The organism is Streptomyces sp. NPDC045022, from assembly GCF_056432605.1.
Map to the genome: position 1 here is coordinate 365,649 of NZ_JBWKIR010000001.1, position 14,715 is coordinate 380,363.

The following is a 14,715-nucleotide window of genomic DNA, read 5'->3' on the forward strand; positions in this document are numbered from 1 at the left end:
TCTCTCCTCAAGTGTTCTCACGGTGCCGCCGGAGGTTCGCGAACACCCGGGACAGAGCGGCCACGAGGGGCCGGCCGGGAAGGTCCTCCAGCGGTACGGGACGGCCCTGGCCGTCGCTCACGGGCAGCCGCCAGTTGGGGTGCACCGCGGACGTGCCGGGAATGTTCTGGGGTCTGCGGTCGCCGGTCGCGTCCGGCAGCCAGACGCCGAGCAGACGTGCCGGGGTGCGGCACAGGAAGCGGTGCAGCGCTACGACGTCACCGTCCGGGTCGGGCAGCAGCCCGAGCCGCTCCAGTTCTGCCAGCCAGCCGTCGCGCTCGGCAGCGGCCTCGGCCTTCTCCTCCGCCTCCGGACGCGTGAGCAGGTTCAGGCGGGCGCGCAGTTCGACATGCTCGCCGCCGAGCCATGCCGCGGTGGTCGGCAGGTCGTGGGTGGTCAGCGTGGCGAGGCAGTCGCGCCGCCACTGCTCGGGCGGCAACGGACCCCGTCGTCCCTCCGATCCCCCGAGGTACTCGAACCGTTGCACGGACGTGCCGAGGATCCCCCGCTCGTCCAGTGACCCGCGCACGCCGGCCTCGACCGTGCCGAGATCCTCGCCGATCACGGCGGCCCCGGCGCGGTGCGCCTCCAGCGTCAGCACGCCCAGCATGGCCTCGGCGTCGTAGCGGACGTACGTGCCCTCGGACGGCGGCCGGCCCTCGGGCACCCACCACAGCCGGAACAGGCCCATCACATGGTCGACGCGCAGTGCGCCCGCGTGCCGCAGCCCGGCCCGCAGCAGCCCGGCCAGCGGCCGGTAGCCGGACGCGGCGAGCCCGTCCGGACGCCACGGCGGTTGCCCCCAGTCCTGACCGCGCGGGTTGAAGTCGTCCGGTGGCGCACCGATGCTCATCCCCGCGGCCAGGCAGTCCTGGAGCGCCCAGGCGTCCGCACCCTCCGGGGCCACCCCGACCGCCAGATCGTGGATCAGGCCGATCCCCATACCGGCGTCGGTGGCCGCCGCCTGCGCCGCGGCCAGCTGCTCGTCGGTGACCCAGGCGAGCCAGCGGTGGAAGTCGACCTCGGCGGCCAGCTCCGCACGGGCGCGGGCCACCGCGGGCGAACGCGGGTCCCGCAACCCGGCGGGCCAGGAACGCCACGCCCCGCCGTGCACGCCGGCCAGCGCGCACCAGGTGGCGAAGTCCGTCAGGTCACTGCCCTCACGCGCGGTGAACTCCGCGAACGCGGCCACCCGCCCGGGCGGGAGCGGCACCTGGTGCACCGCCCGCAGCGCCTCGTGCTTGAGCAAGCGCACCGTCTCCCGGTCGATGAGCAGATCACCGCGCAGCACGCCCTCGTTGAGTGCCCGTGCCCGGGTGACGCACCGGTCGGCGGTACGACGCGCCTCGCCCGTGAGGTACGCGTACTCCGGGATCGCCTCCACCCTGAGATGCATGGGGTCGGGGTAGCGGCGCGAACTGGGCCGGTACGGCGACGGATCCGGCAGTGGGCCGGGCTCCACGGCGTGCAGCGGCCCGAGTTGCACGAAGTCCGCCCCGAGGGCGCGACCCGACCAGGACGCCAGCTCCGCCAGGTCACCGAGGTCGCCCATGCCCCAGGAGCGTCTCGAGAGCACCGAGTACAGCTGGACGAGGAACCCCCAGTGCCGTTCGGCCGGCGCGGGCAGCCGTTCCGGCACGACGAGCAACGTGGCGGACGCTCCTCCCTGTTGGGCGCTGACGTGCAGGGTGTGCCGGCCGGTCGGCAGGGAGCCGGACAGGGCGGCGGTGCCCCCTCCTTCGAGTTCCACCTCCGCCGTGGCGTTCCCGGGCAGGCCGAGCGGTGGCACGGCGCCCCCGCGCACGACGACACACGCGGGCAGCAGCCGGGCCGCCGTACGCTCGCGGTGGGCCGCGAGAGCGGAGCGCGCCGCCGCGTCGGTGGCCGCGTCCACACCGCACGCGGCGAGCAGGGCCACGAGGGTGTCCGGGGCCACCGCCACCCGCTGCCCCCGGTCGGTGGTGTAGGCGGTGGCTATCCCGTGGGCGCGGGCAAGCTCGCGCACGTTCTCGGTCATGACGCCTCCTCGGGGGTGCCGAAGAGGCGTTCCAGGACGACGGCGACGCCGTCCTCGTCGTTTCCGGGCGCGATCTCGTCGGCCATCGCCCGCAGTGCCGGGTGGGCGTTGCCCACGGCCACGCCGTGCCCGGCCCAGGCCAGAAGCGGTATGTCGTTGGGCATGTCGCCGAAGGCGACGGTCTCGGCCGCGTCGCATCCGAGGAGCCGCGCCGCCCGCTCCACCCCCGCCGCCTTGGTGGTGCCCGCCGGCAGTACCTCCACCATCCCCTGCACCGAGTGCACCACGGTGACCTTGTCACCGCACAACGTCCGGGCCACGGACTCGACTTCCTCCTCCGGCACGCTCGTGTGGTGCAGGACCAGCTTGTCGATGGGGTCCGTCCACAGCAGGCCGCGGTCGGTCGTGACGTCCCAGCCGTGGCGGACACGTTCACCGAACCGGGGAGTGACCTTGAAGCGGCTCTCCGGCGGTGCCGTCACGACGCCCAGCTCCAGGGGCCCCAGCACCGCCTCGACGCGTTCCACCACCTCGCGTGCGACATCGACGTCGAGCGAGGCCGAGCTGAGCAGCCGGTCGGCGCCTGCGTCGTAGAGCTGGGCGCCCTGCCCGCACACGGCGAGCCCGCGGTAGCCGAGTGCGGTCAGGTACTGCTTGCAGGCCGTGGCCGGTCTTCCGGTGACCACGAGATGGCGTGCTCCGGCCTCGGCCGCCCGGGCGAGGGCGCGCAGGGTGCGGTCGGAGACCGTCTGGTCGCTGCGCAGCAGGGTGCCGTCGAGATCGGTCGCCACGAGCCGGAAGGGCGGCGGGTCCGCGAGGTCGTCGCACGGGGCGGTGTCCCAGGTGACCCGCCCCGAGGCCAGGGTCAGCATGAGGAGCAGACGGCCTCCGACGGGAGATCCCGGCACGACGCCACGGAAGACACCCTCCCCGGCCGGTGTCAGGGGCGTCAGCACCATGCCGCTGTCGGCGGGCACGGCCTCGTCGGAGGCGACCGCCTCCGCGCGGGACTCCAGGCCCGTCGGGAAGGCACCGGTACCGGCCACCGCCACTTCCACGTGCCGTGCGTGCGGATGGCGGTACTCGATGTGCCGGCGGCCCTCCGCGTCCAGGAGCACCCGGTGGCGACCGCGCACCCGCGCCGCCCAGTCGGCCCGGCCGGCCTCGCGCGCGGTCTCGGCGCACCGGTCGAAGTCGGCCCGCGCGTAAGCGGCTTCGAAGAGACGCTCGTACGCCTCCTCGTCCAGCGGTGCGCAGCGTCCGTAGGCCGCCGTGTCGCCCAGGGTTGCGGCGGACCGTGCGATGAGTTCCCGGTGCCGGACCCAGGCGGCGGCGGGCAGGGCGTCGAACCAGCCGTACCGGACGGCGTCCTCGGCCGGGAAGGGCCTGGGCCGGCCGCGCAGCAGGTCCTCGAAGGCCGTCAGGCGCCGGTCCGCGCTCCATGCCCAGGTGAACCCGCGGGCGGTGGCACGGGAGTTGGCCGACAGCCGGCCGTAGTCGTCGGGGGCCGCGCGCCGTAGCGCCGCGGCCTGGCGTATTCGCTGGGCGAGCGCTTCGGTGAGGGACGGGTCGTCGTCGCGGAACGAGCCGGGCAGCGAGAACCCGGTCGCCCGTGGATCGTGCGGGGGCAGCGCGTGCCCGAAGTGCGCCGTGACACTCTGCGCGGTCGCGATCGGCACCGCGCCGCACGCCATCGCCTCGGCCTGGGCGATGAGGAACCCGTCCAGCTCGAACTTCGACGGGAAGACGCAGAAGTCGGCACACGCGGCCTGCTCGAACAGGGTGTCCTCGTCGGCCAGGCGCCAGTCCAGGTGGACCCGTCCCGGGTATCGGTCGGCGACGCTCTGGAAGTACGCGTTGCCGACGGGTGCCGCCTGCCCGCCGCCCCCGCTGGTGGCGAAGCGCAGGACGAACGCCGCCTCCGTACCGCTCGCCAGGACGTCCTCGACGGCGCGGACCAGCTCCAACTGCCCCTTGTGGTGCACCGCGTAGCGGGCGGCGTGGTAGAAGACCGGCAGGGCGGGGTCGAGGCCCAGGGAACGCAGGACCGCCTCGCGGTCCACGGCCCGCGGATCCCGGGCCAGCCAGCTGCCGGATATCCCGCAGCCTCCCATGAGCAGTTTGTGCGCCTGCTCGCGCAGCATGCGGGACACCGGCAGGGTCCGGAACAGGCCCTCGAACGGGGCGTCGCGGAAGGTGCTGTAGTAGTCCCGCTGGCCAGGCGAGACGAAGTCGACCAGATCGGCGTGGGCCAGGACCAACGGCATGAAGGCGACATGGTCCGGGCCGTACTCGACATGCATCCGGGTACCGGCCAGGACCCGAGCCATGGCCGCCTCCGGGCTGTCCTCGGCGGGCGGCGGCTCCTCGAGCGCCTCCAGGTCCGCGCGTACGCCGAACACTGCGAGCAGCCGTTCCACCTGCGGGCGGTACACCTTCTGCGTGACGGGCGCGTTGGCTGCGACCGTGCTCACGGTCCGCAGGGACGGGTCCCCGGCGAACAGAGGCGGCAGGAGGTAGTGGTAGTAGGGCTCGAAGCCGTGCACCACCGCCTCCTCGCCCCGCAGACGCCGTTGGATGAAGTGCGCTCCCGCGACCTGGAACACCAGCGGCTTGAAGTACGCGAGATCCCTGCCTTCGGTGCCGGGCGGCGGATACAGCCGGTCGGGGAGCAGATCCAGACAGGCGTCGGAGAGGAAGTACACGTCCACGCCGTCCATCCGGAGCCGGTGGGCCCGGGTGGTCAGCTCCAGTGTGATCTCGGCGGGGTGGTCCGGCCACACCTTGGGGTCCAGCACCAGCGGGACGCGGTGCTCGTGGAGGTAGGGGAGATCCTCGATCGGATGGTCGCGCCGCAGCGCGTCGAGGAGCCCATGTGCGGGAGTGACCAGCGAGACGCGGTGACCGCGTGCGGCGTACTCGCGCGACAGGTTCCACACCAGCGGGGACAGCCCGCCGCGCATCAGACGGTTGTCGAACCCGCCGCACTCGAAGGCGAAGTGGATGATGTGCATGCGCCCGCGCCTCACCGGATCACCGCGGCCCGCGCACTGGCGGCGCGCAGACCCGGCAGGTCGATGAACTCGGTGTGTGTGCCGGCGCTCCCGCACACGAACGCCCCGGCCACCGAACCGCTCAGCACACAGTCCTCCAGTGCGCGGCCCTCGAAGTAGGAGTGCAGGAACGCGGTGACGAACGCGTCGCCGGCGCCGTTGCTGTCCACCACCGGACGCTCGGGGCGTACGGCGGGGAAGTGACGGATCGTGTCGTCGCCGCGCTCGAGCAGGTGGCAGCCGTCGGCGCCGTCCGTCGCGACCACGAACCTCGCCCGGCCCTCGTCGACGACGGTCCGCAGCACGGTGTGCAGCCGATCGGGGACGGCCGCGGCGCTCAGGAAGACGTAGTCGGAGTTGAGGGCGTAGTGGCGGTGGTGCGGGTTGCGTCCGTCCCAGTCGTGCAGGTCGGTGGAGCTGGTCACGCCGAGGCGGTGGATGTCCTCGTACATGTCCTGGTTGTGGCCGGTGATCGACAGATGGACGTGGGCCGACCGCTCCAGGAGAGGCAGGTAGAAGTCGCGTGGCAGCCTGAGGTCGGCGGGGTGGCGGCCGTCGTAGAAGGAGAAGCGGCGGCCCCGCGGGTCCACGAGGTTCGCCGAACGGGGGGTGCCGTGGGGCGAGACGAGGTGGTCGAAGTCGAGGCCGTGGCGGGCGTAGTGCTCCAGCACCATGCGGCCCTGCGGGTCGTCGCCGAGGAAGTCGATGAACTTGGTGCGCAGGCCGAGCGCGTGCCAGCCCAGTGCCACGCCGTTGCCGGTATGCCCGACGTAGTCCTTGAGGGGCTCCACGAAGACCGAGTCGCCCGGCGGCACGCGCAACTCGTCCACGCGCACGATGGTGTCCACGCCGACCCCGCCGACCACCAGGACGTCGTAGTCGCTCGGACGCTGTTCACGGTTGTGGGGTTCGGGCAGGGTCATGCGCTCACTCCTTCGGCAACGTGCTGAATGTGTCCGTCCTCCAGGACGACCGCCCCGTCGATGTCGGCGTCGGGCGGTATCACCGCGCCGGGCAGCACCACGCTGCGCCGCACCCGGGCGCCCGCGCCGACCCGGACCCCGGGGAAGAGCACGCTGTCCTCCACGAGCCCGGCGTTGACGAGGTCCGACGGGATCACCGACGCGCGCACTCCGGGGGCGTCGGCGACCCAGCGCCGCCCGGCCTCCGGCCGCACCGTCCGGGGCATCCGCTCGACGGGCAGGGGCGCCCGCGGTCCCGAGGCGATGGCCAGGTGCGCCCGGTGGTAGCGCTCGACGGTGCCGATGTCCTCCCAGTGGCCGTGCACCTCGTGGCCGCGGATGTGCTCCCCGGCCGCGAGCATCGCGGGAATCACGTCACGGCTGATGTCGTGCTGCCAGGCGCTGCCGTCCAGCTCGGTCAGATACCGGCGCAGTACGGCGGCGTCGAAGACGCAGAAGGCGGCGAAGACCAGGTCGGAGGTGGGGTTCTCGGGCTTCTCCGTGAACTCGGTCAGCCGGCCGCCGCCGTCGAACCGGACCATCCCGAACAGGTGCACCCAGCGCATGTCGATGCGCTGGTGGGCGATGGTCAGCGCCGCGCCCGAGGCCCGGTGCGCCTCGACCAGCGGACCGTAGTCGTACCGGTAGACGTGGTCGGCATGGAGGACGAGGACGTCCTCGGTGCCGTCGGCGAAGACGTACTCGGCCTTGCGGATCAGCGCGTCGGCCGTGCCCCGTTCCAGCGGCCAGGTGCGCCGCGGCGGCTCGGCGGGCAGCTCCCGGCCGCGGTAGGCGGCGTCGTAGGGCCCGAAGTGCACTCGGAAGCCGGGCCCGCTGTTCCACACCCGGTGCAGGTCGTCCATCAGCAGCCGCTCCTCGTACTGGGAGAGGAGCAGCACCTCCGGCAGGCCCGAGGCGCGGGCGTTGGCCAGGCTGAAGTCGATGAGCCGGCAGGTGCCCCCGTAGGGGACCAGCGGTTTGAGCCGCCCCGCGCCGAGCGGCCCCATCCGGCGTCCCTCACCGCCCGCGAGCAGCACCGCGCGTACCGTGCGCAGATCAGCCATGACGCACCTCGTCCCAGGTCACCCGACCGGAGGACAGGGTGAGCAGCAGCCGGCCGTCGGCGCCCGGAGCCTCGCCCGCGAAGACTCCGCGCTCGACGCGTTCCAGGGTGCGTACGTCCGGCAGGGCCCTGGGCGAGCCCCGCCGCGCCTCGACGACTTCCACCCGTTCGGCGTGCGGGAGCCGGTACTCCAGACGCCCGTCGGCCAGGGCCCGGCAGCGTTCGCGCAGCCGGGCGGTCTCCGCCGTGGGCACCGCCTCGGGAATCCGGTCGAGGACCCGCTCGCAGGCGGCGAAGTCGGCCCGCTGCCACGCGGCACGGAACATGCCCAGCGCCGCGTCCGCGTCGAGCGGGGCACGGCGCTCGTAGGCAGCGATGTCACCGTGCTCGATCGCGGCGGCGGTGGTGACCAGGTCGTCGGCCAGCAGGTCGAACCAGCCCTGGCGCAGCGCCAGTTCGGTGGACAGGACGGCGGGCCGTCCCTCCCACAGCCGGGTGAAGGCCGCCAGGTGCAGGTCGGCGCAGTGGTCCCAGGTGAAGGCCCGGGCGACGGACGCGGCGCGCTCGGACAGCTCCCGGTAGCGGCCGGGATCGTCCGACCACAGCGCCGCCGCCTGCCGGATGCGGTCCGCCAGTGCGGCGGTGAGCAGTTCGTCGTCCTCCGCGAAGGAGCGGTTCACCGCGAAACCGGTGGTCGTCTCCGGGCCGTCGGCGTGCCGGAAGTGCCCCATACCGCGCTGGTCCGTGGCGATCGGCACCGCGCCCACGGCCATGGCCTCGCCCTGGGCGATCAGGAAGGTGTCCATCTCGAACTTGGAGGGGAACAGGGCGAAGTCGCAGGCGGCGGCGTAGGAGAAGACCCGTGCCTCCTCGACGCGCTCCCACTCGAAGTGCAGCCGGCCCGGGTGGCGGGCGGCCACCTCGTGGAAGAACGGGTCGTCGATGCCGTTGCCGGAGATGCAGCGGACGACGAAGTTGGCTGCCAGGCCCTCGCTCAGCACCCGGTCCACGGCCCGCATCAGCTCGGTCTGGCCCTTGTGATGGACGGCGTAGCGGGCGTTGTGGAAGAACGTCGGCAGCGCGGGGTCGAGGCCGAGGCCGCCGAGCACCGCGGCCCGGTCCACGCCGGCGGGATCCCAGGCCAGCCACTGGTCGGAGATGGCGCAGCCGCCGACGAACATCTTGTGGGCGTTGCGGCGTACCACGTCGGCGATGGGCAGCCGCCGGAAGAGCGGTTCGAACGGGGTGTCCCGGAAGCCCGCGTAGAAGTCCAGCTGGCCGGGGGACAGGAAGTCGATCAGGTCGGCGTGTTCGGCGGTCAGCTCGTAGATCGCCACGTGGTCCGGCGGGTAGGTGTAGTGCAGGTGGGTGAGCTGCTGGTACTGCACGACCGCCGCGGGCACCTCGGGTTCGTGATCGGGGCCGGGGAGCTTGACGTCCACGCCGAGCAACGCGAAGAGACGCTCCACCTCCGGCACGTACACCTTCTTGGCGATCGGCATGTTGCTCTGCACGTTGCTGACGACCAGCTTCGTCGGGTCGTCGCGCAGGGCGGCCGGCAGCAGGTAGTGGTAGTACGGCTCGTGCGCGTGGACGACGGCCTTCTCACCGCCGAACCAGCCGCGCAGGAACCGCACACTGTCCGTCTGGAACACCAGCGGTTTGAAGAACACCAGATCCCGGCCCTTGGCGGAGTACGGCGGGTAGAAGGTGTCCGGCAACCGGTTCAGGTACTCGTTGGCGAGGAAGTACAGGTCCACGCCCTCCAGGCGGATACGGTGGGCCGTGGTGCGCAGTGCCAGGTCCACCTGCGCCGGGAAGTCCCGCCACACGCGCGGGTCGAGGACCACCGGCAGCGTGTAGGTGTCCTCGTAGGGCAGGTCCTCCACCTCGTAGCGCTGCCGCAGGTCGTCGAGCCGGCCGTGGGCGGGTGTGACGAGGGAGACCCGGTGGCCCCGGGCGGCGAAGGTCTTGGACAGGTTCCACAGGTACACGGACGTGCCGCCCTGCAGGAAGGTGTGGTCGAATCCGCAGCACTCGAAGTACGTCTCGATGATGTGCATCGGGGGCGCGTTCACGGCGGTCATGTCCTCGCGTAGGTCGTCGGGGCGGGGGAGGCCAGCGCGAGCGCGTGGCGCAGGTCGATCGCGGCGTGATAGGGGCGGGCGTGGTCGTGGTTGTAGCCCAGCTCGTGCAGGAGCCGGCGCAGGTACAGCAGCCGCCGCAGCGGACTGTCGGAGGCGGGGCCGAGCAGCAGACGCAGAACGCGCTCGCGCCAGGTGTCGGCGGTGCGGAAGACGCTCTCCAGCACGGCCCGCCCCGCGGGCGGCAGGCCGGGCGCGCCGTCCAGGGAGCCGTTCATGGTCTCGGCCGAGTCGATGCCCAGGCGACGGGCGCTCTCGAAGGCGGCCTCGTCGGCGGCGAAGTACTCCAGGGCGCGCTGCACGGCGACGAGGTCCTGCAGGGGCGACTGAGCGGCGTAGCCGGAGTCCTCCGGGGACAGGGCGGGCGTGGACAGGTCGATGACGCTCATGCGCCATGCGTCGTCGGCCGCGTCGGAACACAGCAGATGCGACAGGTGCAGATCGCCGTGACAGGGACCGGCCCCGGGAGCCGTCGCCCGGTCGCGGAACTCGCGCGCCAGTGCGCCGAGTTCGGCTGCGAGAGCGTCGAAGGCCGCGCTCCGGGCGGCCCGGGGGAGGGGAGCGTCGGTTCGGGCCAGCTCGGCCAGCCGTGCGGAGGACCGCGCCAGGGCGCCGGCCACGGGATAGCCGGTGGCGGGGGCGCCCAGGCGTGCCGACAGGTCCCGGTGGAAGGCGCGCAGGAAACGCCCGGCGGTGTGCAGCTTCGCTTCCAGCGGCAGCAGATGGGAGCGTACGAGCCGGTCCGGTGCGGTGCCGTCGGTGAGCCGCGGCCACAGTGAGCGCAGGTTCTCGCGCAGCGGCGCGTCGATGCCGTGCCCCGGTACATGGTGGTAGAGGACGCCCAAGGGGTGCCGGGTCCCGCGGTCGGGGTCCGTGTAGGTGTAGTCACCGGCCCACTCGGGCGTGTGTCCGGTGCCGCTCATGAGCCGTAGCAGTTCGGGTTCGTGGATCGCCTCGTTCAGGCGCCGGTAGGTCTTGTGGATGTACGGGGAACCGGCTATCTCCACCAGGGACAGGGAGTTGGAGGACCAGCCCTGGTCGAAGGGGAGACGCCGCACCTCGCCGGCCGGTGCCGACGATGCCCGGCGGAAGTGCACGTACCCGCCGCGCGTGGTGCGCAGCCGTGCGCCGGTGAGCACACGGCGCACGGCTGCGAGTCCGCGGGACCCGTCGTCGCGGGCCTCGGTCACGGCACCCGACGGCTCCCTGTGCGCGGTGACGAACATCCGCTCGCCGGAGGCGGGGCCGCCGACGGCGGCCACGACCAGCAGCAGTTCGCCGGAGCCCAGCCCGGCGTGGTCGACCGCTTCGTAGCGGTGGGCGGCGCGCAGGTCGCGGGGCATCCAGGGCGCGGTGCGCAGCAGGGGTTCGAGGTCTTCGTCGCGGATCACGTGCGTGATCAACTCCCGGTCATCTCGTAGGCGTTGACGCCGCGCCGCCAGACGGTCAGGGCGAGGGCGAGGGCGCCGGCTGTCACCACCGGCAGCCAGACCACCAGCTCCGCGGCGCCGGTCAGCAGATAGGCGCACGGCGCGTACGAGGTGAAGGCGAAGGGAAGCACCCAGGTCAGCAGGACGCGCAGCGAGGGGTGGTAGATGTCCAGCGGATAGGCGGCGAACTCGGAGACCTGGTTCGCCGCGTACATCGACGGCAGGCTGGTCACGGTCCAGAAGGACAGCGAGGCGAACAGCAGCTTCACCGAGGTGTGGATCAGGGCGCCGCACACCACGAGCAGCGGGGCGGCGAGCCACTGCAACGGCGTGAGGCCGACACCGAGTTCGCTGCCGGACCAGCCCACCAGGACGGCGCCCACGGCCAGTTCACCGAGTCCGTCGGGGTGGAAGAAGCGTTCCGAGAGCAGGGAGAACAGCGGGTTCACGGGGCGGATCAGATAGCGGTAGAACTCGCCGCGCTGGACCAGTTTGCGGCCCAGCTCCCACAGCTGGTCGGTGAAGAGGTGATCCAGGCCGCGCGGCAGCAGCGAGAAGCCGAGCAGGAACAGCACTTCGTGGTAGGTCCAGCCGTCCACCGCGGGCACCTGCCGGAAGACCAGGCCCACCACAGCCGTCTGCAGGCCCACGCGTACCAGGAAGGCCCCCGCCCCGAGGGCGAAGTCCATGCGGTACATGCTCAGCCGGTGCAGCCCGACCCCGCCGAGGAAGAAGGCCAGCCGCACATGGCGCCACACCGTGCCGGTCATCCGCCGAGCACCTCCAGCCGGCTCAGCGAGGCCCGCCACAGGACCCTGCCGAGCAGCGTCAGACCGGCCACCCAGCCGATCTGCCGGGCCAGTACGTCGGCCGCACCGGCCACCCCGTCGTAGCGGCCGAGCAGCAGGGTGAGCGGTCCGTCGACCATGCCCCGGAAGGGCAGTGCGGACGCCAGGGCCGCCAGCGGGCCCGGCATCAGCGCGAGGGGCACCAGCTGTCCGGCGAAGAAGGCGACCACGCTCTGCTTCACCATCCGCACCCCCCAGGTGTTCGTGGTGACGAAGCCCGTCATCCCGGTCAGCAGGTTCACGAGGAAGGCGAGCAGGACGGACAGCGCGGTGGACACCAGGAACAGCAGGGCGTCCACGGGGCGCGGCGCGGTCAGCGGCACGATCAGCGCGAACAGGACGAGCACGGGCAGGCCGACCAGGACGGCGTTGGCCGCCACCACCGGCAGGCAGGCGAAGAACCGCACCACCGGATAGCTGACGGGCCGGACGAGCATGACGGCGACGTCACCGCGGTAGACCTCGGCGGCGACCTCGTCGTCCACCCGGTTGGCGTGCAGGATCTGCAGCACCTGCGCCACCAGCAGGTAGGTGGTGATGCTCTCGGAGGTGAAGCCGCCCGGGCCGCCGCCGGACGGGGCGCCCGCGTACACCGCCCGCCACAGGAAGACGGTGACCGCCGCGCCGGCGGCGGCCGTGATCCCGGTCGTGACGAACGTCGAACGGTACTGGAGCAGGGACTGCAGTCCCCCGGTGGCGAACGGCAGATAGTGCCGGGCGCGCGCGGACGGGGGGAGGGGCGTGAGGTTCTCCCGCTTCGGGGAGGGGAACCCGCTCATGCCGCACCCTCCTGGCGCGGGCCCGGCACCTCGGCCGGGACCGCCTCGCGGTGCCCGCTCCCGTAGATCCTCCGCAGGACGTCCTCCAGATCGGGTTCGGGCGCGTAGCAGTCCGCCAGGTCGAAGCGTTCGAGCAGGAAGGTGAGCACCTGCCGGGAGCTGAACCGGTCCGCCGGGTAGTCGACCCTGATCCGGCCGTCCTCGGCGGCCGAGGCGCTCACCCCGGGCAGCCCCCGCTCGATCTCCGCGCAGGCGCGCCCGGGATCCGGCCCGCCCCGGTGGTCGAACACGACGGACCGCCGGTCGGCGGTGCGCAGCAGGTCCCGGATGCTGCCCTGGTGCACCACCCGGCCCCGGTCCACGACCAGCGCGCTGTCGCAGATCGCGGCGATGTCCGTGATGTCGTGGCTGGTGAGCACGACGGTCGTCCCCAGCTCCTCGTGGACGCGGTTGACCAGGTGCCGTACCGCGTCCTTGAGCACCATGTCGAGGCCGATGGTCGGCTCGTCCCAGAAGACGATCGCCGGATCGTGCAGCAGACTCGCCGCTATCTCGGCCCGCATCCGCTGCCCCAGGCTCAGCTGGCGCACGGGCGTGGTGCCGAGGGCGTCGATGTCCAGCAGCTCCCGGTACAGGGCGAGATTGCGGTGGTACACCGGATCGGGGATGTCGTAGACGCGGCGCAGGATGCGGAACGAGTCCGGCACCGACAGGTCCCACCACAGCTGGCTGCGCTGGCCGAAGACCACCCCGATGCCACGGGCGTTGGCCTGCCGGTGCCGGTAGGGCTCGATGCCCCGGACCAGGCAGCGACCGCTGGTGGGCGTCATGATGCCGGTGAGCATCTTGATCGTGGTGGACTTGCCCGCTCCGTTGGCGCCGATGTACGCCGTCTTCGAGCCGGCCGGGATCGTGAACGACACGCCGTCGACCGCGCGGACGATCCGGTGCTCGCGGGTGAACAGGGTGGACAGACTGCCGGCCAGGCCCGGCTTGCGCTCGGCGAGCCGGAACTCCTTGACGAGGTTCTCCGCGACGATCACGACAGCACCTGCTCCAGGGCCTGTTCGAGGAGCCCCACGCCCTCATCGAGGAGGGGCTCGTCGATGGTGAAGGGCGGTGCCAGGCGCAGTATGTGTCCGCCCAGGGCCACTCTGAGACCCAGGTCGAGGGCGGTGGAGTACACGGCCCTCGCGAGGTGCGGCGCGGGTGTACGGCTCTGCCGGTCCGTGACGAACTCCAGCCCGTACAGCAGCCCCAGGCCGCGCACCTCCCCGAGGTTCTCGAAGCGGGCCGGGAGGGCGGACAGCCGCTCGTGCAGCAGTTCGCCCAGCACACGCACGCGCTCCACCAGGCGGTCGCGCTCGACGACCTCCAGCGTGGCCCGGGCCGCCGCGATCCCGAGCGGGTTGCCCCCGTACGTCGACGCGTAGGCGCCCACCCCGGAGGCCGCCGGATGGTGCATCAGGTCCGCCCGTCCCGCCAGGACGGCGAACGGGAATCCGCTGGCCAGCCCTTTCGACAGGGCGACCAGGTCGGGCTCGATGCCGAACTGCTCACTCGCCAGGAACGTCCCCGTCCGGCCGCCGCCGGTCAGCACCTCGTCGGCGACGAGCAGCACCCCGTTGGACCGGCAGGCCTCGGCGATCTGCTCCCAGTAACCCGGGGGCGGCACGACGACGCCGGCGGCGCCGAGGACGGGTTCGAAGACCAGCGCCGACACGTTCGGCTTGTCGGCGATGTGCTTGCGCACGAGGGAGGCGCACCGCAGCCCGCAGGAGGGGTGGGTGAGCTCCAGCGGGCAGCGGTAGCAGTAGGCCGAGTACCCGAGGACGGAGTTGCCGGCGAATGCCTGGTGGCCGACGTCCCAGTGCACGAGCATCCGCGCACCCGTCGTCTTGCCGTGGAAGCCCCCGCGCAGGGCGCCGATCCGGTTGCGGCCCGGCTCGGCGGTCGCCTGCACCACGCGCAGCGCGGCCTCGACGACCTCCGCGCCGGTGGAGAACAGGGCGTAGGTGTCCAGCCGTTCGGGCAGCAGACCGGCCAGCAGCTCCAGCAGCGCGGCACGATCGGGCGTCGCGGAGTCGTGCACGTTCCACAGGCGCCGCGCCTGGGCGGTCAGCGCCTCCACGACCTCGGGGTGCCCGTGCCCCAGGGACTGGGTCAGGGTGCCCGCCGCGAAGTCCAGGTACTGGTTGCCGTCGAGGTCCGTGAGGACCGGGCCACGCCCCTCGGCGAAGACCCGGCGCCCGACGGCCGCCTCCTCGGAAGCGCCCGGAGCCAGATGCCGGGCCTCCCGCTCCAGCCGTTCCCGCTGGTGTCGAGCTGTCACTGCTGCTCACACCCTTCTGTGCGAACTGCTTTGCCGAGCAGCGCCGTT

At 72.5% G+C, this 14,715-nt stretch carries 10 protein-coding genes; all 10 read right to left on the bottom strand.

What is annotated here, in order from left to right; genetic code table 11:
* Positions 1–7: 7 nt before the first annotated feature.
* The 10 genes from malQ to AC07C1_RS01690 are packed head-to-tail and all read right to left on the bottom strand — an operon-like array spanning position 8 to position 14,667.
* A complete protein-coding gene (malQ, locus tag AC07C1_RS01645) occupies positions 8–2,056 on the bottom strand; it encodes a 4-alpha-glucanotransferase (protein ID WP_478936186.1) in 2,049 nt (682 codons plus the stop codon).
* On the bottom strand, positions 2,053–5,070 hold the full coding sequence (locus tag AC07C1_RS01650) for a Cof-type HAD-IIB family hydrolase (RefSeq protein ID WP_478936187.1): 3,018 nt from the start codon (positions 5,068–5,070) through the stop codon (positions 2,053–2,055). The genes malQ and AC07C1_RS01650 overlap by 4 nt, the downstream gene beginning before the upstream one ends.
* A gap of 11 nt (positions 5,071–5,081) precedes the next feature.
* A complete protein-coding gene (locus AC07C1_RS01655; protein ID WP_478936188.1) occupies positions 5,082–6,032 on the bottom strand; it encodes a carbohydrate kinase family protein in 951 nt (316 codons plus the stop codon).
* Entirely contained in the window at positions 6,029–7,135 is a 1,107-nt protein-coding gene (locus AC07C1_RS01660; RefSeq protein WP_478936189.1) for a sugar phosphate nucleotidyltransferase, read from the bottom strand. Before AC07C1_RS01660 ends, AC07C1_RS01655 begins: the two co-directional genes overlap by 4 nt.
* A complete protein-coding gene (locus AC07C1_RS01665) occupies positions 7,128–9,221 on the bottom strand; it encodes a glycosyltransferase (RefSeq protein WP_478936190.1) in 2,094 nt (697 codons plus the stop codon). Before AC07C1_RS01665 ends, AC07C1_RS01660 begins: the two co-directional genes overlap by 8 nt.
* Positions 9,218–10,669 carry a hypothetical protein gene (locus AC07C1_RS01670; protein WP_478936191.1) on the bottom strand — a complete coding sequence of 484 codons (1,452 nt, stop codon included), beginning with the start codon at positions 10,667–10,669 and terminating at the stop codon, positions 9,218–9,220. Before AC07C1_RS01670 ends, AC07C1_RS01665 begins: the two co-directional genes overlap by 4 nt.
* An 8-nt stretch (positions 10,670–10,677) precedes the next feature.
* Positions 10,678–11,478: an ABC transporter permease gene (locus tag AC07C1_RS01675; protein WP_478936193.1), complete on the bottom strand. Its 801-nt coding sequence runs from the start codon at positions 11,476–11,478 to the stop codon at positions 10,678–10,680.
* Positions 11,475–12,335, bottom strand: a complete 861-nt coding sequence (locus tag AC07C1_RS01680) for an ABC transporter permease (RefSeq protein WP_478936194.1) — start codon at positions 12,333–12,335, stop codon at positions 11,475–11,477. Before AC07C1_RS01680 ends, AC07C1_RS01675 begins: the two co-directional genes overlap by 4 nt.
* On the bottom strand, positions 12,332–13,378 hold the full coding sequence (locus AC07C1_RS01685) for an ABC transporter ATP-binding protein (RefSeq protein ID WP_478936195.1): 1,047 nt from the start codon (positions 13,376–13,378) through the stop codon (positions 12,332–12,334). Before AC07C1_RS01685 ends, AC07C1_RS01680 begins: the two co-directional genes overlap by 4 nt.
* The gene (locus AC07C1_RS01690; protein WP_478936196.1) at positions 13,375–14,667 is read right to left on the bottom strand and encodes an aspartate aminotransferase family protein; all 1,293 of its coding nucleotides are present in this window, start codon (positions 14,665–14,667) and stop codon (positions 13,375–13,377) included. The genes AC07C1_RS01685 and AC07C1_RS01690 overlap by 4 nt, the downstream gene beginning before the upstream one ends.
* Positions 14,668–14,715: the final 48 nt, after the last annotated feature.